At 64.8% G+C, this 23571-nt stretch carries 23 protein-coding genes; 6 read left to right on the top strand and 17 right to left on the bottom strand.

Features of this window, described 5'->3' with window-relative positions:
- The first annotated feature begins 94 nt into the window (after positions 1-94).
- Positions 95-1018 (top strand): PepSY domain-containing protein, encoded by a 924-nt coding sequence (locus BM190_RS05170; RefSeq protein ID WP_092252496.1) that lies wholly within the window; start codon positions 95-97, stop codon positions 1016-1018.
- A 12-nt stretch (positions 1019-1030) separates the two neighbouring features.
- Here BM190_RS05170 and BM190_RS05165 read toward each other — a convergent pair whose 3' ends face one another.
- A complete protein-coding gene (locus BM190_RS05165) occupies positions 1031-2173 on the bottom strand; it encodes a mechanosensitive ion channel family protein (protein WP_092252494.1) in 1143 nt (380 codons plus the stop codon).
- A gap of 128 nt (positions 2174-2301) precedes the next feature.
- Here BM190_RS05165 and BM190_RS05160 point away from each other — a divergent pair, with 128 nt between their 5' ends.
- On the top strand, positions 2302-3552 hold the full coding sequence (locus BM190_RS05160; protein WP_092252492.1) for a DUF763 domain-containing protein: 1251 nt from the start codon (positions 2302-2304) through the stop codon (positions 3550-3552).
- Between the two features lie 37 nt (positions 3553-3589).
- On the opposite strand, the gene BM190_RS05155 is transcribed toward BM190_RS05160, so the two are convergent.
- From BM190_RS05155 to BM190_RS05130, 6 genes are all read right to left on the bottom strand, one after another.
- Positions 3590-3832 (bottom strand): hypothetical protein, encoded by a 243-nt coding sequence (locus BM190_RS05155; protein ID WP_092252490.1) that lies wholly within the window; start codon positions 3830-3832, stop codon positions 3590-3592.
- 63 nt (positions 3833-3895) lie between these two features.
- The gene (locus BM190_RS05150) at positions 3896-4096 is read right to left on the bottom strand and encodes a hypothetical protein (protein WP_018320983.1); all 201 of its coding nucleotides are present in this window, start codon (positions 4094-4096) and stop codon (positions 3896-3898) included.
- 13 nt (positions 4097-4109) lie between these two features.
- Positions 4110-4295, bottom strand: coding sequence for a hypothetical protein (locus BM190_RS05145; protein WP_092252488.1), 186 nt, complete (start codon positions 4293-4295; stop codon positions 4110-4112).
- A gap of 140 nt (positions 4296-4435) precedes the next feature.
- Positions 4436-5704 carry a cytochrome P450 gene (locus BM190_RS05140; RefSeq protein ID WP_092252486.1) on the bottom strand — a complete coding sequence of 423 codons (1269 nt, stop codon included), beginning with the start codon at positions 5702-5704 and terminating at the stop codon, positions 4436-4438.
- Between the two features lie 88 nt (positions 5705-5792).
- Entirely contained in the window at positions 5793-6119 is a 327-nt protein-coding gene (locus BM190_RS05135; protein ID WP_092252484.1) for a hypothetical protein, read from the bottom strand.
- A gap of 105 nt (positions 6120-6224) precedes the next feature.
- On the bottom strand, positions 6225-6998 hold the full coding sequence (locus tag BM190_RS05130) for a ferredoxin--NADP reductase (protein WP_092252482.1): 774 nt from the start codon (positions 6996-6998) through the stop codon (positions 6225-6227).
- Between the two features lie 157 nt (positions 6999-7155).
- Between BM190_RS05130 and BM190_RS05125 the strand changes: the two genes are divergently transcribed.
- Together BM190_RS05125 and BM190_RS05120 are read left to right on the top strand one after the other, a co-directional pair.
- Complete coding sequence (locus BM190_RS05125) at positions 7156-8352, top strand: amidohydrolase family protein (RefSeq protein WP_018320978.1); 1197 nt, start codon at positions 7156-7158, stop codon at positions 8350-8352.
- A gap of 125 nt (positions 8353-8477) precedes the next feature.
- Complete coding sequence (locus BM190_RS05120) at positions 8478-9167, top strand: hypothetical protein (RefSeq protein WP_092252480.1); 690 nt, start codon at positions 8478-8480, stop codon at positions 9165-9167.
- A 10-nt stretch (positions 9168-9177) separates the two neighbouring features.
- Here the strand turns inward: BM190_RS05120 and BM190_RS05115 are convergent, their stop codons facing one another.
- The 9 genes from BM190_RS05115 to BM190_RS05075 all read right to left on the bottom strand — a co-directional run bounded on the left by BM190_RS05115 (position 9178) and on the right by BM190_RS05075 (position 18031).
- Entirely contained in the window at positions 9178-9567 is a 390-nt protein-coding gene (locus tag BM190_RS05115) for a hypothetical protein (protein WP_092252478.1), read from the bottom strand.
- 192 nt (positions 9568-9759) lie between these two features.
- The gene (locus BM190_RS05110) at positions 9760-10215 is read right to left on the bottom strand and encodes a MarR family winged helix-turn-helix transcriptional regulator (RefSeq protein ID WP_092252476.1); all 456 of its coding nucleotides are present in this window, start codon (positions 10213-10215) and stop codon (positions 9760-9762) included.
- 14 nt (positions 10216-10229) lie between these two features.
- A complete protein-coding gene (locus BM190_RS05105; protein ID WP_018320974.1) occupies positions 10230-10934 on the bottom strand; it encodes an ABC transporter ATP-binding protein in 705 nt (234 codons plus the stop codon).
- The gene (locus BM190_RS05100; protein ID WP_018320973.1) at positions 10931-11722 is read right to left on the bottom strand and encodes an ABC transporter ATP-binding protein; all 792 of its coding nucleotides are present in this window, start codon (positions 11720-11722) and stop codon (positions 10931-10933) included. The genes BM190_RS05105 and BM190_RS05100 overlap by 4 nt, the downstream gene beginning before the upstream one ends.
- Positions 11719-13608: an ABC transporter permease gene (locus BM190_RS05095; protein ID WP_092252474.1), complete on the bottom strand. Its 1890-nt coding sequence runs from the start codon at positions 13606-13608 to the stop codon at positions 11719-11721. The genes BM190_RS05100 and BM190_RS05095 overlap by 4 nt, the downstream gene beginning before the upstream one ends.
- Before the next feature lie 190 nt (positions 13609-13798).
- Positions 13799-15001 (bottom strand): ABC transporter substrate-binding protein, encoded by a 1203-nt coding sequence (locus BM190_RS05090; RefSeq protein ID WP_092252472.1) that lies wholly within the window; start codon positions 14999-15001, stop codon positions 13799-13801.
- 79 nt (positions 15002-15080) lie between these two features.
- Positions 15081-15665 (bottom strand): amino acid synthesis family protein, encoded by a 585-nt coding sequence (locus BM190_RS05085; protein WP_018320970.1) that lies wholly within the window; start codon positions 15663-15665, stop codon positions 15081-15083.
- 15 nt (positions 15666-15680) lie between these two features.
- The gene (locus BM190_RS05080; RefSeq protein ID WP_092252470.1) at positions 15681-16577 is read right to left on the bottom strand and encodes a UPF0280 family protein; all 897 of its coding nucleotides are present in this window, start codon (positions 16575-16577) and stop codon (positions 15681-15683) included.
- A complete protein-coding gene (locus BM190_RS05075) occupies positions 16574-18031 on the bottom strand; it encodes a 6-hydroxynicotinate reductase (RefSeq protein ID WP_092252467.1) in 1458 nt (485 codons plus the stop codon). The genes BM190_RS05080 and BM190_RS05075 overlap by 4 nt, the downstream gene beginning before the upstream one ends.
- Positions 18032-18281: 250 nt before the next feature.
- Here BM190_RS05075 and BM190_RS05070 point away from each other — a divergent pair, with 250 nt between their 5' ends.
- Positions 18282-18764, top strand: coding sequence for a (2Fe-2S)-binding protein (locus BM190_RS05070; RefSeq protein WP_018320967.1), 483 nt, complete (start codon positions 18282-18284; stop codon positions 18762-18764).
- The gene (locus BM190_RS05065) at positions 18764-22285 is read left to right on the top strand and encodes a molybdopterin cofactor-binding domain-containing protein (RefSeq protein ID WP_092252465.1); all 3522 of its coding nucleotides are present in this window, start codon (positions 18764-18766) and stop codon (positions 22283-22285) included. Before BM190_RS05070 ends, BM190_RS05065 begins: the two co-directional genes overlap by 1 nt.
- Here the strand turns inward: BM190_RS05065 and BM190_RS05060 are convergent.
- Positions 22282-23250, bottom strand: coding sequence for a catechol 2,3-dioxygenase (locus tag BM190_RS05060; RefSeq protein WP_092253046.1), 969 nt, complete (start codon positions 23248-23250; stop codon positions 22282-22284). The genes BM190_RS05065 and BM190_RS05060 overlap by 4 nt on opposite strands.
- Positions 23251-23571: the final 321 nt, after the last annotated feature.

Raw genomic sequence — 23571 nt, 5'->3', positions numbered from 1 at the left:
TTTGCTGCAAATCAACGCGGCAAGGTGGACAAAGCGTCATTTGTCTTCGGGGCTGCGCTAGGCGACCAGTGCCAAGATCGCCGGAGACCGAAGAATGAACAAACCCCTGTTGTTGACACTCCATCGCTGGATCACGCTGGTCTTTGCGCTTCCCCTGTTCGCGATCATCACCACCGGCCTGATCCTGGCGTTCGAGCCGCTGATGCAAGTCAATGGCATCGGCGGTCCGGCGATCGATGCCGCGCGCGTCGTCGAGCTGGTGAAGACGTACGATGCACACAACAAGGCGCGCGGGCTTTCGATCAATGCGGCTAGCCAGCGGATGACGCTGCAAGGCTCCGGCGCGCCGGCCATCGACCTCGTGACCGGCGCACCCGCTGCGGCCAGCTCCGGCCCGACCGATCTCTTCCGGTGGGCGCGGATCACGCATGAACGGCTGCTCGGCCAGGCGTGGCTGGTGACAAGCTCGACCATCGCCATGGTCATCCTGATCCTGCTCGGCAGCCTCATGGGACTGCCGCGGCTGCGCAACACGCTCTCCGGATGGCACAAGGGCACGGCCTGGTTCGCGCTGCCGCTCGTCCTGTTGAGCCCGCTGACCGGCCTGTGCATGGCGTTCGGCCTGACGTTTCAGAGCGGAGGCGTTCCGGCCGGCAGCGGCCGTCCCCTCGCCCTGCCCGACGCGATACGCATGGTCGCGGCCTCCCACGATCTCACGCACGTGATCTCGATCGGTATGCGCGGTGGCCACATGATGGCGCGAATCTATGACGGAGGAGAACTACGCGCCTATGCCGTCAATTCATCGGAGGTCACGCCACTGCCACGCAATTGGCCGCGCCTGATCCATGAGGGAAACTGGTCGGCCCTGATCGCCTCGTCGCTCAATGTGGTGACGTCGATCGCGCTGCTCACGCTGCTGTCGACCGGTCTCCTGATCTGGGCCCGACGTAAACTGCGCAAGCGGCGACCGCGCTCCGACCGCCAGGCTGGCGCGGCCGTGGTCGGCGCCCGCTGATCGCTCGGACGGTCAATTATGCGCGCTCGCCCGCATCTTCTCCGGCCGCGCGACGGGCCGCAGGAGATCGGCATCATCGTCGGCCGACGGGATCAGGATCGCGCGCTCGCGCGGCAGCGCCTCCGGCATCTCGTCGCGGATGAAGGCGACGAGCTTTTCCCTGATCTCGCAGCGCAGGTCCCAGGATTGCGGCGCGTTTCTTGCGCTGACCAGCGCACGTAGCTCGATGGTCCGGGAGTCCGCGTCGATCACCTGGAGATTGACCACCGCGCCATCCCAGAGCTTGGACTGCTTCACGGCATCCTCCAGCCAACGCCGGATGCGCGGCACGTCGGCGCGATAATCGACGTGCAGCGCGATCACGCCGATCAGGGAGGCGGTGTCGCGGGTCCAGTTCTGGAACGGCTTTTCGATGAAGTAGGACAGCGGTACCACCATGCGGCGCCAGTCCCACAGCCGGATCACGACATAGGTCGAGGCGATGTCCTCCACCCAGCCCCATTCGTTCTCGATGATCACGGCATCCTCGATGCGGATCGGCTGCGTGATCGCAATCTGCAGGCCGGCGATCAGGTTGCTGAGCAGCGGCCGTGCGGCAAGACCGACGATGATGCCGGCCGCGCCGGCGGAGGCGAACAGGCTGACGCCGTATTGCCTCACCGAATCGAACGTCATCAGCGCGGTGGACACCGTAATGACGACGATGATGGTATCGGTGACCCGCTTGAACACGCGAACTTGCGTGACGTGCTTGCGCGCGACGAAATTCTCGGTGACATCGCGGAAATTCTGCAAGTACCGCGCCGCGCTCATGTCCACGACCCGGATCGAGATCCAGCCGATCAGGGCGATGACGGCCACGACGAACAGGCGCATCAGCGGCGTGCGGATCATGTCGTCGAGCGGGGCAAGCGGCAGGACCAATGCGACGGCCGCCAGGCAAAGCGCCAGTTGGGCCGGGCCCGCGGTGCGATCGATGAATACGCTCAGCAGCGGAAGGCGGGTTCCGAAGGCGCGCGCGAGCAGCCATACGGCGACCCGGTAGACGAACAGCGCAAGCAAGATCGCGCCGAGAACCAGACCGAGGCCGACAAACCACGACGGTATCCAGCCGAACATCCTGTCGATGTCGGCCATCAGGGCCTGCAGATTCATCGATTGTCCCCGTCATTGCATTTGCGTAGCCCGCTCAACGCCTCCCGGCCGGCTTGGCTCCCCTCTCTCGTGCAACGCAGCATTCCGCAGATGCAACCGTCGCCGAACTGCGCTAATTTAGGGGCACGATGACCAGACGTACCGGCAGCGCCGATCTTCCCTTGCACACCGGGCGGGTTCCGCCGTGGCTTGCGAGCCGCATGGCTTCGCTCGGATCGATCGTCACGCAGGCGATCGTGCATCATTACGGCCGCGATGCGTTTCTTCAGCGGCTGTCGCATCCATTCTGGTTCCAGTCGTTCGGCGCCGTGATGGGAATGGACTGGCACTCCTCCGGCATCACCACATCCGTAATCGGCGCGCTGAAGCGCGGGCTCGGGCCGCTTCAGGATGAGCTTGGCATCTATGTCTGTGGCGGACGCGGCCAGCATTCGCGCAAGACGCCGGACGAGTTGATGCAGCTCGGCGACCGCGTCGGATTCGACGGCGCAAAGCTGACCCGCGCCAGCCGCCTGGTGGCGAAGGTCGACAGCGCGGCCGTGCAGGACGGCTTCGATCTCTATCTCCACGGCTTCTTCGTGACCGCCGACGGCAAATGGACGGTGGTGCAGCAGGGCATGAACGGCGACAAGCGGCAGGCCCGCCGCTATCACTGGCATTCCGAGGCGCTGAAGAGCTTTGTCGATACGCCGCACAGCGCGATCGACGGTCCGCAACAAGGCGAGATCGTCAATCTGACCGACCACCGCGCCGATGTCTCGCGCAACGCGCAGCTCGAGCTCCTCAGCGATCTCGGCCCCGATCGCATCCTCACTGAATTCGAGCGGCTCACCGGGACTGCGCCTGAGCCTGCGCAGGCCATGCTGCCGCATCTGATCATGCCCGCGCATCACGATGTCCGGCCGAAGGATGTGTTCGCGCGGCGCCTGCACGGCACCCTCGCCGCAGCCGCCGAGCGCGGCCCGATCGATTTCCCGGAGCTGCTGCTGACGCCCGGCGTCGGCGCGCGCACCGTGCGCTCACTGGCGATGGTCGCCGAGGTCGTGCACGGCGCGCCCTATCGCTTCAAGGATCCCGCGCGCTTCTCGCTCGCCCATGGCGGCAAGGATCGGCATCCCTACCCTGTCCCGATCAAGGTCTACGACGAGACCATTCGCGTGCTGAAGGGCGCGATCCAGAGCGCCAAGCTCGGACGTGACGAAGAGATGCAGGCGATCAGGCGCCTCGACGACCAGGCGCGTCGGCTGGAACGCACCGCGCGCGGCCCGTCGGTCGAGACCTATATCGCCGGCGAGCGTGCGGCCTCACCCGACCTCGACGGCCGCTCCGTGTTCGGCTGGGAGCGCGACCTCGTGCCGACAAAAAAGCGGACCGGCTGAAGACCGGTCCGCGAGTTCAGCGGGAGGAACGCCCCTCTCAGGTCTCATCAGTCTCCGGCGTCTCGTCGAGCCGGTTGGCTGCGTGATCCTGATACTGTTCGGTCTGAATGGACTTGCCGTCCATGCCGCGAATGTCCGAATGCTGGGCCTTGTCGCGGTTGGACAGGACCATGTTATCGCCGATCTTCTCCTTGGGCACATCGGTCAATGCACCGGTGCCGTCGCCCTTGCCATGCATGCCGGATCTGAAGTGCGTCTTGCTGCCGTGCCCACTTGGCATCAGTCTCTCCTCTTGGCTCGGTAGGTCCGTTGTACCGGCATTGGTCGCGGCGGCTGCTGTGGTCTATCTGCCGCCGCCCTTGCCGGCCGCATCGTGGCGGTGATGGGAATCCTGCTCGCCTCCACCACCGGAGACGCGGCTGTGGCTTCGCTGCTCATCGTCCGCAGGCGGCTTCTTCACTTCCAGCGGCGCCTTCGCGTTCTCATGCGATGCGCCGGGGCCGCCCTGGCGAATACTGTTGGGTGTCTTGGTGGATGTCGACATGAATGTCGCCTCCTCAACGGTCTTGCTGGTATCCCTGATTGGTCGTGTTCTGCCTGATGTTGCCTTGCTGTCCCTGTTGGTCCGGATTTTCCGCGCGCTGCTGACCGCGCGGAGTCTGATCGGCCGATGTTTGCTTGGTGTCGCCAGTTCCCTTCCGGCTCTGATTGGCCGGCGGAACATTCGGCATTTTGCTGGTCATGATCCAACCTCTTCGAGAGATGGGACTTCTGGGCCCGGAACTGTTCCGTCGCGTGCCTCAGGTCCCGGTGGACAACAGCAAGCGCCGCAGGCCGTTCCGAGCGGATCATGGTCAGCGACGATTTGCCGAAGGAGAGAGCTTCACTCCGCCCGCACGGGAGAACGATCAGCCATCGCTGGCGCCGCAGCGGCAAATGTTCCGTGGATCTCGGCCGTGACGGGAAGCTTCGCAATCATGCGAATCCCCGGGCGCTTGCGCCAATGGATCTGCGAGGGGTCGACGGCCAGACCAAGTTTCGGCCAGCGCACGAACAGCGCTTCCAGCGCGCAGGCCGCCTCGATCCGCGCAAGCTGATGGCCGAGGCAGAAATGGATTCCCGTCCCGAACGAGAGGTGACGGTTCGGCTTGCGCTCGAGATCGAGGCTTTCGGGACGATCATGCATCGCCGGATCCATATTGGCGGCGGCGAGCATCACCATGACACGGTCGCCCTTCTTCAGACGCACGCCTTCGACCTCGACGTCCCGCCGCACATAGCGCGGTTTTGAAAATTGCACCGGGGAGACGAAACGCAGGAACTCCTCGACGGCGAGACCGGCGCGGCTCCAATCCTGCTCCAGCCAATTGCGGAGGCCAGGACTTCTGAGCAGCTCGTAGGCGGAACCGCTGATGAGATGCGTGGTCGTCTCAGAGCCGGCTGCAAGCAGCAGAAACACCATCGAGACCATTTCATCCGGCGTGATCCGGGCACCCTCGCGCTCGACCTGGACCAGTTCGGCGATCAGGCCTTCGCCGCCCTGCACGCGCGCGGCCTGCAATTGCTGCTCCAGGTAGCTCCGCATCTTTCGGAACGCCCACAGCAAGCGGAAGAAGCTGACGACATTCGTCAGCGAGGACATCGCGTTGCCCCAGGCGATGAATTTGGGCCGGTCGGCCAGAGGCAATCCCAGAAGCTCGGAGATCACTGCGAGCGGCAGGATGCGCGCGTAGCGCTGGATTAGATCGGCTGGCCGTCCCTCCGCGAACAGCTCGTCGGCCAGGCCGTCGGCAATGGCACGGATGCGCGGCTCCATCGCGACGATGGCACGACGGCGAAAGGCCTCGTCCACGATGCTGCGGAGCCTGGTATGGTCAGGCTCGTCCATCGTCAGCATGTTGTTGGCGATGGTTCTGACGAAGCTCGGCATCCACCAGCGCAGAGCCGCAACGTCGCCATCCTCCTTGCGCAGCGTGAAGGTAGCGCCGTCCTTCAGCACCTGAGCCGTCGCGTCATGGGTCGTGGTGATCCAGACATCGCCGACCAGAGGAAATCGCGTCGCGACGAGAGGACCGGACATGCGCAACGCCGCGATCGCCTTGGGCGGATCGCGAAAGAAGGCCTCGCTGGTAAAATCGAGGCGCGCTGTCATGGGATCACCGGAGTGATTGTTGGCGTCTCACCCAGATGGTATGCGCGGGCCAACCCGCAAGTCGGAACCCGCGCGAGGAGACGGCGATCTATCCACGCCCCGGCGAGCGCTGGCCGGTCTTGCGCTGCTGCTGGTTGGTATAGGCGTCCCAATGGCTCCAACTGCCGTTGCTGAGGCTCTGCATGTCGGTGCCGAGCGGACGGCGCGTGCGCTTGTCGTGATCGGCGATCACGCGCTCGGACTGGACGATCTTGCGCTTGAGTTCCGCGATCGCCTTCTGGGTCTGGCCGTTCCGCTTCGAGGAGGCGATCTCGCCCATCGTAAAGCGCGCCGTCTCCAGCGCCTTCAACTCGGCGCGGTTCTTCTTCAACTGGACCCGGTGCCAGGCGATGTTGCTGTCGCTGTCCGCAACCATGTGGGAACTCCGCTGATTCGTTCCCACAGTGTATCAAGCGCCGAATCGGCGCCGCAACGGGCCCCACGCGGCGAAAATGCGGTCTTCTCAAGCTAGAATTGCGCGTTAGCGCTCGGCAAAGGCCTTTTCGACCACGAATTGGGCCGGCTCGCCGTGATTGCCCTCGATAAAGCCGCGCTCACCCAGGAGCACGCGGGTATCAGCGACCAGTGCCGGGCTGCCGCAAATCATGACGCGGTCGTGGGCGGCCTCCAGCGCCGGCAGGCCAATATCGGCGAACAGCTTGCCTGTGGTGATGAGGTCGGTGATGCGGCCGCGGTTGCGGAAGGGATCACGCGTCACGGTCGGATAATAGATCAGCTGATTCTGAATGTACTCGCCGATCAGTTCGTCCTTCGGCAGCGTCTCGGTGATCATCTCGCCATAGGCGAGCTCCTTGACGTGCCGGCAGCCATGCAACAGCACGACCTTCTCGAACCGCTCATAGGTCTCGGGGTCCTTGATCACGCTCAGGAACGGCGCAAGGCCCGTGCCGGTGCCGATGAGGTAGAGGTTGCGCCCCTCCTCCAGATTGTCGATCACCAGCGTGCCGGTGGCCTTGCGGCTGACGATGATCTCGTCGCCTTCCCTCAAATGCTGGAGCCGCGAGGTCAGCGGACCGTCCGGCACCTTGATCGAGAAGAACTCCAGCGTGTCCTCGTAATTGGCGCTGGCGACGCTGTAGGCCCGCAGCAGCGGCTTCTCGCCGACCTTGAGCCCGATCATGGTGAATTCGCCGTTGCGGAAGCGGAAAGTCGGGCTGCGCGTGGTCTTGAAGGAGAACAGCGTATCGGTCCAGTGGTGGACGCTCAAAACGCTTTCCTGGTTGAAATTGCTCATCTCACCTTCCCTGTCGCTTCCAATGCGGTTCCGAGGCGGGCAGCTATGCGTCGTTTGTACACGATCATTCGTATACTAATGAATAATCCTGCTTGATCCCGCGGTCAAGGCTGCCCAAGATCGAAAGCGTTGCAGTTAGGAATAAGGAGCCCCTTCCATGGCGCATGACGCACCCCAGGCCACCGGACCCTCGAAGCTCGTGATCCGGAATATCGGCCTGATCCTGTCCGGCGCCCTGGAAAAGCCGATCCTGGATGGCGACACCATCGTCGCCGAGAACGGCAAGATCACCGCGATCGGCCGCTTCAAGGACATCGACATCGAAGGCGCGACCACGATCGTCGAGGCCAACGGGACCACGGTCGCGCCGGGCCTGATCGACAGCCACGTCCACCCTGTGGCGGGCGACTGGACGCCGCGTCAGAACCAGATCGGGTGGATCGACAGCAACCTCCACGGCGGCGTTACCACCATGATCTCCGCCGGCGAGGTGCACATGCCCGGCCGCCCCCGCGACGTCGTCGGGCTGAAGGCGATGGCGATCTTTGCGCAGCGCGCATTCTGGAATTTGCGCCCCGGCGGCGTGAAGGTTCACGCCGGTGCGCCGGTGATCGAATGCGAGATGGTCGAGGAGGACTTCAAGGAGCTGGCCGCCGCCGGCGTCAAGCTGCTCGGCGAGGTCGGCCTCGGCGGCGTCAAGGACGGTCCCACTGCACGCAAGATGGTCGGCTGGGCACGCAAATACGGCATCCAGAGCACCATCCACACCGGCGGCCCCTCGATCCCCGGCTCCGGCCTGATCGACAAGGACGTGGTGCTGGAGGCCGATACCGACGTGGTCGGCCACATCAACGGCGGTCACACCGCCCTGCCCGACGATCAGATCCGCTGCATCTGCGAGGGCTGCAAGCGCGGCCTCGAGCTCGTGCATAACGGCAACGAGCGCTCCGCTCTGTTCACGCTGCGCACCGCGCGCGAGATGGGCGATCTGCACCGGGTCATCCTCGGTACCGACGCGCCCGCCGGCTCCGGCGTGCAGCCGCTCGGCATTTTGCGCATGGTCTCGATGCTGTCCTCGCTCGGCGAGCTGCCGGCCGAGCTTGCGTTCTGTCTCGCCACCGGCAACACCGCCCGGATGCGCGAGCTCGATTGCGGCCTCATTGAAGTCGGCCGTTCCGCCGACTTCGTCATCATGGACAAGGCCCAACACTCGCCAGGCAAGAACATCCTGGAGAGCGTCCAGCTCGGCGACCTCCCGGGCATCGGCATGACTATCATCGACGGCATCGTGCGCACCCAGCGCAGCCGGAACACGCCGCCCGCGGGGAAAGTGCCGGAGGTGGTGGCGAAGTGACGCAGACGGAGCGGCACACCGCTCGGCATCGCCCCTCGATGGCGTTGAACAAGTCTGCGACCTGCTGCGTCTAACGCAGGCAGCCCCCGGCGGCGGCATTTCATTGCTGGACGATCGAGGGAAACATGAAGAACTCATCGCGAATAGCCGTCGGCGTTGCTGGCGCGGTGGCGGGCTATGTCGCGATCTTTGTGCTGTTTTCCCTGTTCGATTTCGGCAACCGCGCGGACCCGATCACCTCGGGTCTATTGGGCCTGTTCGTTTACTCCCCCATCGGCGCGATCGCCGGCGCTGTGTTTGCCAACTGGCTGGTGAGGCGTTCAGGCCACGACGCAGGCAATGGCAGCATCGCGCGCAACAGCCTGAAGTCTCTCGGCGTCGTCGTCCTGCTCTGCGTCGCCGGGATCGGCATCTACGTCGCCTACGCCTATGCGACTGCGACGCCATGGCTCAACCGGAACGGCGGCAATCCCCTGCTCGTATTTGAGGTCCGTTTTCCGGCCGGGGTCGCGGTGCCGACATCGGCCCAGGGCATCACCATCGAATTGCAGACCGACCTCAACACGATGCCGGGCGAAGTGACCCCGGCCGCCTTCTATCGTGACGGCGACCAGCCCGTCATCGCAGGCGAAGTCGAGCTCGCGTTTCGAACCTCGCACCGGCAGCTCGCTGTCAATATCGAGGGCCAACCGAGCCGAATCTATCCGATCGACTTGACGGCCCGGGCGCCGCATACGCCGGGGTTCGGGACCTGGCGGCGGCTCGCCGACGGCAGCGAAATCCGCTACCGCGCCAAATGGCCGGGCAAGACGTAAGCATTCAAGATCAGCGCTTCTTCGTGATCTCACATCGCACATAGGTCTGGCGCTTGGCCTGCCCGACCGGTCCGTTGTCCATCACCAGCTTGCCGTCCACGGCGATGGAGACCCGGGGATTGGAGCGAAACTTCTCGCCCTCGCCTTCGCAAGCGAGCTTCATCTTCCAGCCGAGCTTTCCGTCGGCGGCGATCTCGCTGGCGCGGCAGCGCGTCTCGTACCAGTAGAGGCGATTGCCGCCTTCGATGCTCATGCGGTTGGGGCTGTCGTCATCGCGGCAGTCTTTTTTGGTGGACGCCCAGAAGCCCTCGTAGGGCTGCGCGGCAAAGGCAGGCGCGCAACTGCCCGCCAGCGCCGCACTGAGAGTGAGGAGCATTACAAATTTCGTGGCGACTCTCATAACTAATACCTCGACAAGTCCTTTATCGAGGTTAGTCGCCCGTGCCCGCACCTTGTTCAACTGCCGTAGGGTGGGCAAAGCGACTTGTCCGCCATAGCTCGAAGAGCGACGGCGGAAGCGTGCCACCATTGAGAAGTGGTGGGCACGGCGCTTCGCGCCTTTGCCCACCCTACGAGACCGCCTACGGCACCCTCACCGCAGCTTGTTCAACAGCGTCATCAGCATCTCGCGCTCTTTCGTGTCGAGCGGCGCCAGCGTCTCGCGGGTGATGGCGAGCGCGTTCGGCGCGACCTTCTCCGAAAGCTGCTGACCGGCGCGCGTCAGGCTGACCAGCAGCCGCCGACCGTCCTCGGGATCCTGGCTGGTCTCGGTCAGGCCACGCGCCGTGAGCCGATCGATCACGCCCTTGATCGTCGCGACGTCCATCGCCGTCAGCCGGCCGAGCTGGTTCTGCGAGCACGGCCCGGTCTCGGCGAGCTTCGACAATGCCGCCCACTGCGTCGGCGTCAAATTGGTGCCGATATCGCGGGAGAAGATCGAGCTGTGGCGCTGCCAGACCTGGCGCAGGATGAAACCGACCTGCTCGTCGAGCACATAAGGCGGTTTTGCCGGTTTGACGCCCTTCTTCACCGCGACACTTCTCGCCATCCGTCCCCCGCCTCTCACAACGACAGATGCGCGTCGCGGATATCCGGACGCGCGTCGAGCTCGGCCATGGTGCCGCCGAAGCAGATGCGGCCGCGCTCGATGATGTAGGCGCGATCGGAAATCAACCGCGCGAAATGCAGATTCTGCTCGGAGACGACGATGCTGACGCCCTCCTTCTTCATGGTCAGGATGGCGTCGACCATCTGCTCCACGATCTTCGGCGACAGGCCCTCCGAGGGCTCGTCCAGCAGCACCAGCGACGGATTGCCCATCAGCGTGCGCGCAATCGTCAGCATCTGCTGCTCGCCGCCGCTCATGCGGCCGCCGGGACGGTTCTTCATCTCGCCGAGATTTGGAAACAGCGCGAACAGCTTTTCGCGCGTCCAATGCGGCGCGTTCGGACGCTTGGGCTGCTTGCCCACTTCGAGATTTTCCTCGACGGTCAGGTCGGTGAATATCCGGCGCTCCTCCGGCACATAGCCGAGCCCCTCGCGCACGATCTCGTGGGTCGGCTTGGCCGAGACGTCCTTGCCCTCGAACATGATGCGGCCGGTTCGTTGCGCGACCAGGCCGACGATCGAGCGGAACGTCGTCGACTTGCCGGCACCGTTGCGCCCGAGCAGCGCAACCACCTCGCCCTCGCCGACCTCGAAGCCGATGTCGAACAGGATATGCGCCGGGCCATAATGGCTGTTGAGGCCCTCGACGGTGAGCTTCATGTTGATGCTCCCTCGCGATGGCGGGCATCGTAGACCAGGCCCTCGCCGAGATAGACCGCCTGCACCTGCGGATTGCCGCGCACCTCGGCTGGCGTGCCCTCGGCGATCAACGTCCCTCGATTCAACACGATGATGCGGTCGGCGTGCTCGAACACCACGTCCATGTCGTGCTCGGTGAAGAGCACGCCGATCGATTTCTCCCGCGCAATGCTCGCGGTCAGCCGCATCAGGTCGACCCGTTCGCGCGGCGCCATGCCGGCGGTCGGCTCGTCCATCAACAGCAGCTTGGGCTGGTTGGCGAGCGCCACCGCAAGCTCGAGGCGCTTGAGGTCGCCATACGCAAGCTCACCGCAGGGCCGATCGGCATAGCCGCCCATGCCGACCAATTCGAGCAGACGGCCGGCCTCGCCGCGGTCGAACTTCGGTGCCGAACCGAACAGATTGAACAGCTGCTTGCCGTGCGAAATTAGTGCGACCTGCACGTTCTCGCGCACGGTCATGGTGGCGAAGGTCGCGGTGATCTGGAAGGTGCGCCCGACGCCGAGCCGCCAGACCTCCCGCGGCTTCCTGCCCGTGATCTCTTCACCGAGCAGGCGAACATGGCCGGTATCGGGCTTGTTCTGGCCGTTGAGCATGTCGAAGCAGGTGCTTTTTCCCGCGCCGTTCGGCCCGATCAGCGCCAGAATCTCGCCGGCTCGCAGCGAGAACGACACGCCGCGCACGGCGTGGATGCCGCCATACGATTTGGTCAAGCCTTCAACGGCGAGAAGTGGAGGTGCAACACTCATTCGGCAGACTCGATCGGCTTGGCAAGCAAGGGAGACCCCGGCGGCGATGCCTTCCTGCGGCGCTGCGCCAGCATCTCCAGCATGCCGACAATGCCCTTGGGGAAGACGACGACGATCAACATGATGAAGCCGCCGAGCACGAGCTTCGACAAATCGGTCTGGCTGACCAGCCAGATGTTCAAGGCCTTGTAGACGATGGCGCCGATCACCGCGCCGGACACCGTCTCGACACCGCCGAGCAGCACCATCACCAGCGCATCGACCGAGAGCGAAATGCCGAGATTGTCTGGGAAGACACTGCCCTTGAGGTAGGCAAACAGCGCGCCGCCGATGCCGGCGGTCGTCCCTGCGATCACGAAGGCCGTCCACTGGATGCGCTTGGCATTGATGCCGATCGCCTCGGTGCGCAGCAAAGAGTCGCGCGTCGCCCTTAGCGCGTAGCCGAATGGCGAGAACACCATCGCCCGCAGCGCGATGGTCACCAGCGTAGCAACGCCGAGCGCCAACCAGTAGAAGTGCGACGGGCTCGCCGCCCATTTTTCCGGCCAGACGCCCAAGATGCCGTTGTCGCCGCCGGTGACGCTCACCCATTGGAACGCGATCGACCAGACGATCTGCGCGAAGGCGAGCGTCAGCATGGCGAAGTAGACGCCGGAGAGCTGCACGGCGAAGAAGCCGAACACGGCGGCGCCCATGCAGCCGAGCAACGGCCCGAGCAGCAGGCACACGATCATCGGCAGCCCCGCCATCTTGGCGAGGAAAGCGACGCCATAGGCGCCGAGGCCAAAATAAGCGGCATGGCCGAAGGACGCGAGCCCACCGACCGACATCAGGAAGTGCAGGCTGACGGCGAAGATGACGAAGATCGCGATCTCCGAGCCGACGGTCAGCGCGTAGTTACCGGCGAACAGCGGCAGCGTCGCTGCAATCACGAGCGCGGCAAGCGCCATCAGCCGCTCGTTCTGCGTCAGCGGCCGCCACGGATTGACGGTGAGACCGGGCGTCTTGCGCGCGGGCGCCTCCGGCTTGCCGAATAGGCCCCAGGGGCGCACGATCAGCACCACCGCCATCACCAGGAAGACCAGGATGATGGAGATCTTCGGGAAGATCAGGATGCCGAAGGCATTGAGCTCGGAGACCAGCACCGCCGCGACGAACGCGCCGACGATGCTGCCGAGGCCGCCGATCACGACCACGACGAAGACTTCGACGATGATGCGCAGATCCATCGCGTGATGCACGGCATCGCGCGGGATCTGAAGCGCGCCGCCCAGCGCGGCGAGGAAGACACCGACCGCGAACACGGACGTGAACAGCCATTTCTGATTGACGCCGAGGGCTGCGACCATGTCGCGGTCCTGCGTCGCCGCGCGCACCAAAACGCCCCAGCGCGTGCGCTGGAACAGCAGCCAGAGAATGCCGAGCACGACGGGGCCCAGCACGATCAGGAACAGGTCGTAGCTCGGGATGTTCTGGCCGAAGAAATCGATCGCCCCCTTGAATCCGGGCGCACGACGGCCGACGAGATCGTCAGGCCCCCAGATCAGCACCACGAGATCCTCGACCATCAAGGTCAGGCCGAAGGTTGCGAGCAGCTGGAACAGCTCCGGCGCGTGATAGATGCGCCGGAGCAGCACCATCTCGACCAGCACACCGATCAGCGCCACGGCAATCGCCGCGAGCACGATGCCGCCCCAGAAGCCGAAGGCACCCGACAGGCGCTCCGTCAGCGTGAAGGCGATGTAGGCGCCGATCATGTAGAAGGCGCCATGCGCGAAATTCACGATCCGCGTCACGCCGAAGATGATCGACAGGCCCGAGGCCACCAGGAACAGCGACGCCGCGCTGGCGAGACCGGTCAGAAACTGTACGACGTAAAAGGCCATCGGCGGTCCGGGTTGGTGTTGCATGCCGCGGCACGCGGGTCTTGGTTCACCTCTCCCCGCTTGCGCGGGAGAGGTCGAATTTGCGCGATGCGCAAGTTCGGGTGAGGGGGAGTCTCCGCAAGGCTCGCTGTCACCTCCCTCACGGAGGCTCCCCCTCTCCCCGCAAGCGGGGCGAGGGAGAAGGAAGACATCAATCCTTCGGACGCAGCTTCTCGACTTCGGCATCGCTGGGCAGATAGTCCGCGCCCTTCTTGTAAGCCGAATCCACCATCACGCCCTTGCCGTCCTTCAGCGCGGTCTTGCCGACGAAAGCACCGAGCGTCGACTGATGGTCGATCTTGCGGAAGGTGATCGCGCCGAATGGCGAGGGCATCGACAGTCCCTCCGCGGCAGCGATCAGCTTCTCCGGATCGGTCGAGCCCGCCTTCGCCAGGATCGCGGCGGCCGCCTTGATGGTCTGGTAGCCGACGATCGAGCCGAGGCGCGGATAGTCGTTGTACTTGGCTTGGTACGCCTTCAGGAACGCGTCATGCTCGGGCGTCTTGATCGAGTACCAGGGGTACCCGGTGACGATCCAGCCCTCGGGCGTCTCATCCTTGAGCGGATCAAGATACTCCGGCTCGCCGGTCAGGAAGGAGACGACCTCGCGCCCCTTGAACAGGCCGCGGGTGTTGCCTTCGCGCACGAGCTTGACGAGGTCGGCACCGAAGGTGACGTTGAGGATCGCTTCGGGATTGGCGGCGGCAACCGCCTGCACCACGGGGCCCGCGTCGATCTTGCCCTGCGGCGGCCATTGCTCGTCGACCCACTGGATGTCAGGGCGCTTCTCCGACATCAGCTTCTTGAACACGGCAACGGCGGACTGACCGTACTCATAGTTCGGCGCGATCGTCGCCCAGCGCTTGGCCGGCAGCTTTGCGGCTGCTTCCACCAGCATCGCCGCCTGCATGTAGTTGGAGGGACGCAGGCGGAAGGTGTATTTGTTGCCCTTGGACCAGGTCACGGCATCCGTCAGCGGCTCGGCCGCGAGGAAAAACACCTTCTTCTGGTTGGCGAAATCGCTGACGGCGAGGCCGATGTTCGACAGGAACGTACCCGTCAGCATCGCGACGCCCTCGCTCGACACCAGCTCATTCGCCGCAGTCTGCGCGTCCGCCGGCTTGCCGCCGTCGTCCTTCGAGACCACAACCAGCTTCTTGCCGTTGATGCCGCCGGCCGCGTTGATCTCTTCGACCGCGAGCTGCCAGCCCTTGCGATAGGGTTCGGTGAACGCCGGCAGCAGCGAATAGCTGTTGATCTCGCCGATCTTGATGTCCTGCGCCAGGGCCGAATGAGCCATGCCGCCCGCCAGAAGCGCGAAGGCCGCGCCGACGAAGTAATTTCTTGCTCGCATCCCAACCTCCAGTTTTGAACTCTTTACGTCTTCTGCGTGATCTCATCCGAGAGGCTGTGCCCGCCTCCCGCTTCGAGCCCTATCTCAGACCGTCCTCGCCCTTCACTTCCGCAACCGTGAGCCCGCCGACGCGCGGCAGCGGACGGCCGCTGTCGGTAACGGCGACCGCGACCATGATCTCGTTGGCACGCGGCGCGTCGTTGATCTGCACTTCCATGCCGTCGAAATGGCTGCGCACGAACGCGGCGTCCTTGTGCCCCAGCGGGATGTCGAGCGTCGTGCCCGGCCCGCTGCGCTTTTTCGACGACGGGATCAATGCTGCGCCCTTGCTCAGCACCTTGCGAACCGGCGCGCCCATCTTGGGGTGAAGGATCGCGGCGGCATGTTCCAGCTCACCATTCTCGCCGACGGCGGCGGCCTTGCCATAGCTCTGCGCCTTCGCGCCATCGATGCCGAGCGCCGCCACGGCGCGCTTCGACAGCAGCTCGCCCAGCTCCTCGCCGATCGCGATCAGCGGCGAGAGATCCTCGACATACTGTCCGGCAAAGGGATTTTCGATGACTGCGATCGCCGCGGCACGCCGGGTCGGCGGCGAGACCTGGCGGCCCATCTCCATCTGCGTCTCTTCGACGACGGTGACGATCTTGCGGATGATCGCGCTCATGTTTCGCTTCCCCGTTCAGGCACAGACCGCGTTCTCCAGCACAAGCGGGCGCGTTCGTTGCTCTTCTATATCCTTAGGTCCGATGACAAGCATATCACCACAAAGCCGCACCACGGCACCCTCGATCAATCCGCGATCGAACAATTGGCGTGCACATTCCGCGCCAGATTCGAGCGCGACGGCGATCTCGTCCTGCGACAACTCGCCGACGTCGCGCGTCACGAGACGCTCGCCGAGATCGCTGTCGGACTGCAGCTCGTTTGCAGGCGTCCGGATAATGGCGGGATGCCCGGGCAGATCGACAGCGTTGCCGATGATCGTGGCCGCCGCATCGGCCTGCGACGCCGTTGCCGCCAGCACCGTCACGGCGTCAGCAATGCCGAGCGAAAAGCTGCGACCGTGGCGTCCGCTGGTCGCAATGCCCCGCACGGGGTCATCCGCATCAACCCTCATCGTCCGCATCACGCCAGCGCGATCGGGGCGGTCCATCAGGCCGACCGAAAAACGCTCGCCCTTGCCGAGATGAAGCGCGATATCGCCGCCATTGTTGACATAGGCCTGATCCAGCGTCGCATCGCCCAGCATGGCGCCCAGGATCTCCTCCGCCACGCTACCGGCAACAGCCGCCATCGGCGTGATGAAGCAATCGGAGGCATGGGGTGCGACAGCGGCATGCATCCGGCGGGCCACCACGCCCTTCAGCGAAGTCCGATTCCCGGCGGCCGTGCGCAGCTCCGGCAATTCGGCGCAGAGTTCGTCGAGCAGTCCAGTGAAGCGGCGCACAGCCGCCTCATAGGCTGCACGCACATCGTCCGTGCGCCCCCTCGCCTCAACGACCAGATCAATCGGTCCATCCTGCAAATGCAGCCGCCGGCCATCAGACAGCAATGCGATTTGCGGGAGCCTTGTCATGCCCGAGGCCCCGGGATCGGGTTCTGCCAGGGCAGCTGGCGGACGTCGTCGCCGTTCTGGACCTCGGAGAGCGGCTTCACATAATCCATGTGCCCGCCGAGCGCGGCGTAGTCGGACAGCTTCATCGTGAACTCGATCGGCGCGACCAGCGCCGGCGTCGGCACGTAGCCGAACGCGCCCGCCGGCATCTGCGTCACATCGACCATGTAGGTGATGCCGCCCCCCGGCCAGACATAGACCGGTGCGCCGCCGCTGGTGACGCGCGTCAGCGCGTCCTTCACCGAGCGCGTCAGCCGCACCGGATTGTCGGTGACACCGGCACGCAGCGAGCCGCCGGCACCGGCCATGAACAGCACCGTGCACAGCGCCGGCTCGCAATTCTCCTGGATGCGCTCGATCGAGAATTTCAGGTCGTCAGGCATCTCGGTCTCGACCGGCTTCAGGGCCTCGTCAAGCACGTAGTAAGACGAATGCTCGCCGGTCGTGGAGACCATCAGCATCGAGAGACCCGGTTTTGCCTCCTTGGCATCGAACGGCCCGAGGATGGCCAGCGGATCCGAGATGTTGGTGCCACCCCACCCCGTGCCGGGATCTGCGACCTGGAAATAGCGGCCGGGCGTCGAGCGGCGGCCCTTCATCTTGATGCCGGTGTCGGCGATGTCGAGCAGCTTGCCGGCCTGATGCTCCGAGAGCACGCCGGTGATGTGGTCGTCGACCACGACGACTTCGTCGACCTTGCCGTGCCATTGCTTGGCGAACATGCCGATCGTCGCCGAGCCGCAGCCGACGCGCATGCGCTCTTCTTTCATGCCGTTGACGATCGGCGGTTGGCCGGCCTGGACGACGACGCTCGCGCCGCCGTCGATGGTCAGCTCGACCGCCTTACAATTGGCCAGATCCATCAGCGTGTCACAGGTGATGCGGCCCTCCTTCTTGGAGCCGCCGGTGAGATGATGCACGCCGCCCAGCGACAGCATCTGCGAGCCGTATTCGCTCGTGGTGACATGGCCGACCGCCTCGCCCTGCGCGCGCACGGTCGCGGTCTCCGGCCCCAGATAGCGGTCGGTGTCGATCTTCACCTTGATGCCGCAATAGGAGAAGATGCCTTCGGTGACGACAGTCACCATGTCGACGCCGTCGACCTCCGCGGAGACGATGAACGGCGCCGGCTTGTAATCGGGATAGGTCGTGCCCGCACCGATCGCAGTCACAAAGGTCGAAGGTTCGTGGACGATCTTGCCGTCCCAGTCTTCGGTGCGGCTGAACGGGACCAGCTTGCCGCCATGCGAGACCGTGCGCTCCAGGATCACATGCGGATCGACGCGGACGAGCTTGCCGTCGTGGTTGGCGTAGCGATCGCAGGCGCCCGCCGCGCCCGGCTTGATGTAGCACATCACCGGACAAGCATCGCAGCGGATCTTGTCGATAGCAGCGCTCGTCGTTTCCATCACCATGTCAGAGCCAGCGAGACCGCGGTTATCATTCGTATACGAACGATGGTGCGCGCGCCCCGGATGGCTGTCAAGCGGCGGTGCAGCGCAAAAGATGCGGCTGCTGCATAAAACCTCATTTGCCTATCCGCTCTGTCCACAAAGAAGGCAGTCGCGCTGCAGTGCGGCATGCATGGCTTGCACGTTTGTGTACAAACGGTATCGTCGCGACGTAGATTTTCGCCATGACTTGGCCGAGCGCTTGGAAACGAGGATGACGCAGACACCGATCCGCCTCACCGTGAACGGGGGGATCCACGAGGTCGCTGCAGCGCCGGAGACGCCGCTGCTCTACGTGCTGCGCAACGATCTCGCGCTCAACGGCCCGAAATATGGATGCGGCCTCGGCGAATGCGGCACCTGCACTGTCCTGATCGATGGGACGGCGGCCCGCTCCTGCGTGATTCCCGTCGGTGGCTGCGCCGGCCGCGACATCGTGACGCTCGAAGGGCTCGGCACGCGCGACAAGCCTGACCTCGTGCAGCAGGCCTTCATCGACGAGCAGGCCGCGCAATGCGGCTATTGCCTCAACGGCATGATCATGACCACCAAGGCGCTGCTCGCGATCAACCCGCGGCCGACCGAGCAGGAAGCGCTGGCGGCGCTGCGCTACAATCTCTGCCGTTGCGGCACGCATGTCGAAATCCTGCGCGCCGTGATGCGCGCTTCAGGCCAGCTCACCGAGGCCGTTGATTGATGGCCTCCCCTGCCCCTGATGGAGCTGAGCGCCAGTCCGGTTCGCTCGTCGTCGTCCGCACCGTGGATGAACTCACGTCCGAGACTTTCATCCGCATCACCGCGGATGGATCGATCAGCGCGTATAACGGCCATGTCGATCTCGGCACCGGCATCCGCACCGCGCTCGGCCAGATCGTCGCCGAAGAGCTGGAAGTGTCCTTTGCGCGCGTCGTCGTGGTGCTCGGCGACACTGCGGTGGTGCCGAACCAGGGCGCGACGATCGCAAGCGAGACCATCCAGATCACGGCTGTTCCCCTACGCAAGGCCGCGGCGCAAGCCCGTCACTTCCTGATCGCGCGCGCGGCCGAGCGGCTGGAGCTGCCGGCGGCGGACCTCAGAATCGAGGACGGTCTCGTGCGCGGCCGCGACAACCGCAGCGTCAGCTACGGCGAATTGATCGGCGACGAGACGATCCGCCTGGAGTTGGCCGACGACGTCACCGTCAAAGCGGTCGGCGATTATGCCATCGTCGGTCAGTCGACGCCGCGCGTCGACCTGCCCGCCAAGGCCACGGGCGAATTGACCTTCGTGCACGATATCCGCGTCCCCGGCATGCTGCACGGCCGCGTGGTGCGACCGCCCTATGCCGGTGTCGATGCCGGGCCGTTCGTCGGCACCAGCCTGATCGCGGTCGATGAAGCGTCAGTACGCGACATTCCTGGCCTCGTGGCTGTGGTGCGCATCGGCGACTTCGTCGGAATCGTCGCCGAACGTGAGGAAAATGCGATCCGCGCGGCGGAGCAGCTCAAGGTGAGCTGGAAGCCGACGCCTACCCTCACCGATCTCGCCGACGTCGAGACCGCGCTGCGCGCCAATCCATCGACACCGCGCACGCTGATCGACAAGGGCGACGTCGATGCGGCGATATCAGGCGCGGCCAAGCCGATGCAGCGCACTTATGTGTGGCCGTATCAGATGCACGCCTCGATCGGCCCGTCCTGTGCGGTTGCCGACTTCCAGGACGACAACATCCGGGTCTGGTCGGGCACGCAAAATCCGCACGTGCTGCGCAGCGACCTCGCACTGTTGATCGAGCGCCCCGAGAGCGAGGTCGAGGTGATCCGGCTGGAAGCCGCCGGCTGCTACGGGCGCAATTGCGCTGACGATGTCACCGCGGATGCACTATTGCTGTCGCGCGCCGTCGGCCGGCCCGTCCGCGTACAGCTGACACGCGAGCAGGAGCACGCCTGGGAGCCCAAGGGCACCGCGCAGCTCATCGACGTCAATGGCGGTCTGGATGCGAACGGCGGTATCGCAGCGTATGATCTCGCCACGCGTTATCCCTCGAATGCCGCACCGACGCTGGCGCTGCTGCTCACTGGTCGCATTCCATCCGAGCCTGCCGTGCTGCAGATGGGCGACCGCACGGCGATCCCGCCCTACGATTACGACCACATGCGCGTCGTCGCCCATGACATGCCGCCGATCGTGCGCGCCTCCTGGTTCCGCGGCGTCTCCGCGCTGCCGAACACGTTTGCGCACGAATCCTACATCGACGAAGCCGCGACCGAGGCCGGCGTCGATCCGATCGAATACCGCCTGCGCTACCTCAAGGACCAGCGCGCCGTCGATCTCGTCAATGCCGTGGCCGAACGCGCGGGCTGGGCGCCGCGACCGGTGCGCGAAGAGAAGGACGGCGAGATCGTGCACGGCCGCGGCTTTGCCTATGCGCTCTACGTCCACAGCAAGTTTCCCGGCTACGGCGCGGCGTGGTCGGCGTGGATCGCCGACGTCGCGGTGAACAAATCGACCGGCGATGTCAGCGTGACGCGCGTGGTTGCGGGACAGGATTCCGGATTGATGATCAATCCGGACGGCGTACGCCACCAGATCCACGGCAACGTCATCCAGTCCACCAGCCGCGCGCTGATGGAGGAAGTCTCGTTCGAGCGCGGCGCGGTGGCGGCGCGCGAATGGGGCGCCTATCCGATCATCCCCTTCCCCGATGTGCCCAAGATCGACGTCTTGATGCTGCCGCGTCAGGACCAGCCGCCGCTCGGCGTCGGCGAATCCGCGTCCGTCCCGAGCGCGGCAGCGATAGCGAACGCGATCTTCGATGCCACTGGCGTGCGCTTTCGCGAGCCGCCCTTTACGCCCGAACGCATCCTGAGGGGATTGCACGGTGAAACATCGCCCGTGCCGCAGGCCCTGCCCGCGCCGGCTGCGCCACAGCCGTCGCGCATCTGGGAGAATCCCTTCGCCAATCGCGCCGGCATCTTGGCTGCGATTGCCGCCGTCTGCACCGCCGCGATCGGCATCGGCGCGGCACTTCTGCCGGGGCGCGCGATTGCGCCAATCGCGCGGCCCGACGCATCGGTCTATTCCGCCGCGACGATCGCACGGGGAGAGCAGCTTGCTGCGCTCGGCAATTGCGCGGAGTGCCACACCAATATCGGCGGCGTACTCAATGCCGGCGGCCGCGCATTGGAGACGCCATTCGGCACGATCTATTCAACCAACATCACGCCCGATGTCGAGACCGGCATCGGCGCCTGGTCCTATCCCGCCTTCGAGCGCGCGATGCGCGATGGCTTGCATCGCGACGGCCGGCAGCTCTATCCCGCCTTCCCCTACACGCATTTTACCAGGACCAGCGAAGCCGACCTCCAGGCGCTCTATGCCTATCTGATGGCGCAGCCTGCAGTGCGCGCGACGGCGCCGGCGAACACGCTCGCCTTCCCGTTCAACCTGCGCCCGCTGCTCGCGGGTTGGAATGCGCTCTTCCACCAGGCAAAGGAATTCAAGCCCGACCCCACCAAGTCCGAGGCCTGGAATCGCGGCGCCTATCTCGTCGAGGGCCTCGGCCATTGCAGCGGCTGCCACTCGCCGCGCAATGCGCTCGGCGCCGAGCAGCGCAATTCCTATCTCGCCGGCGGCTTTGCGGAGGGCTGGGAGGCGCCGCCGCTGACCTCGCTGTCGCATGCGCCGATCCCATGGAGCGAGGATGAGCTGTTCGCCTATTTGCGCACCGGCCATTCACGCTATCACGGCGTCGCCGCCGGCCCAATGGCACCTGTTGTCAGGGATCTCAAGGCCCTGCCCGACCAGGACATCCGCGCGATGGCGGTCTATCTCAATTCGTTCAACGACGCCGCGGTCGATGCGCCTGCGCTCGTGGTAAAACTCGAGGGCGCAACGCAAGTCACCGTCGCCTCGTCCACCGGCGCGCGGCTCTATCAGGGAGCCTGCGCCGTCTGCCACGAGGTCGGCGGCCTGCCGTTGTTCGGCAGCCGGCCCTCGCTCGCGCTCAACAGCAATCTGCACAGCGCCACATCGGACAATCTCGTGCAGGTGATCCTGCACGGCATCGCCGAGCCGGTGTCGAGCGATCTGGGCTACATGCCGGCGTTCCGGAACAGCATGAGCGACGCACAGGTGGAGGAGCTCGTCAGCTTCCTGCGCCAGCAATTCGCGCCGGGCAAGCCGGCATGGACAGGCGTCCGCGAGACGATCGCGCGGGTGCGCAATTCAATCCACTAACCGTGCTTCTTCGCCTCCACCGGCGGCGTGCCGTGGGTGTGGAAGGACTCGATCGTCTTCAGCCCCCACGCCTGGCCCTTCTTGCGCTCCTCCTCGGTCCACACGATCGGCTTCCAGTCCGGCGCGAGGATCAGGCGTGCGCCGGCATTGGCGACTTCGACGCGGTTGCCGCCGGGCTCGTAGACGTAGAGGAAGAAGGTCTGCTGGATCGCGTGCTTGTGCGGGCCGGTCTCGATGTGGATGCCGTTCTCCAGGAAGATGTCGGCAGCACGCAGAATCTCCTCGCGGCTGTCGAGCGCGTAGGTGACGTGGTGGAAGCGGCCCGGCACGCCTGAATGGTCGAGCGAATAAGCGAAGTCATAGCTCTTGTTCGACATCGTCAGCCACATCGCAGCTTCACGGCCGTCATTGAGCACGATCTGCTCGGTGAGGCGGCAGCCGAGGTAATTCTCGAAGAACTCGCGGTTGGCCTTGATGTCGACGGCGAGGCAATTGAGATGATCGAGCCGGCGGACATTGACGCCGCGCGCGGGAAAGCGCTGCGCCTGGTTCTTCAGTGCGGGCATCAGCTCGGGCGGCGCCTGATACCATTCGGTCTCATAATAGAGCTCGACGATGTGACCATCAGGATCGCGGCAGCGGAAGGTCGGCCCCTGCCCCATGTCGCCGTCGATCCAGCCGATGTCGAAACCGGAACCCTTGAGCGCGGCGACGCGGCGCTCCAGCGCCTGCTGGCTGCGCGCGCGCAGCGCCATGTGCTCCATGCCCGACGTCTTCGATGCCGTCAGCTTGAGCGAATAGCGTTCGTAATCGTCCCAGCCGCGCAAGTAGACCGACTCACCCTTCTGGCCGCTGACAGTCATGCCCATGACGTCGACGAAGAATTTCAGGCTCTCATCGGGCTTGGGCGTCAGCAGCTCCATATGGCCGAGATGAGCGAGATCGAAGATCGGTTCGGGTTGCATGCTTTCCTCCGGGGCACAGCTGGCGATCCGCCGACCGAATCGCATCATCGGGAGCAAGGCTGCAACGCGCTCATACGTCCAAGGTGGTCACGAGGCCCCGCCAGCTATTTGTACTAATGTACAAATGATTAAGTCCCGTCAACAAATCAAACACCCCTGGATCGAAGGAAGACGTTCCCCCAACGATGGACTGACTGGCCGGATGGTAAAATGTTCCTTAATTGTCTTTGGGCTCCAACGGCCTGAAATAGCGCTGATTTCCCGCCGTTTCCGCCCGCAAGTATGCAATCGGAACAAACTTCCCGGCCGAATTGTCGTGGA

The organism is Bradyrhizobium sp. Rc3b, assembly GCF_900114915.1.
Classification (GTDB): Bacteria; Pseudomonadota; Alphaproteobacteria; order Rhizobiales; family Xanthobacteraceae; genus Bradyrhizobium.
The sequence above is the reverse complement of the archived record's forward strand: the minus strand, read 5'-3'. Positions and strand labels throughout refer to the sequence as shown.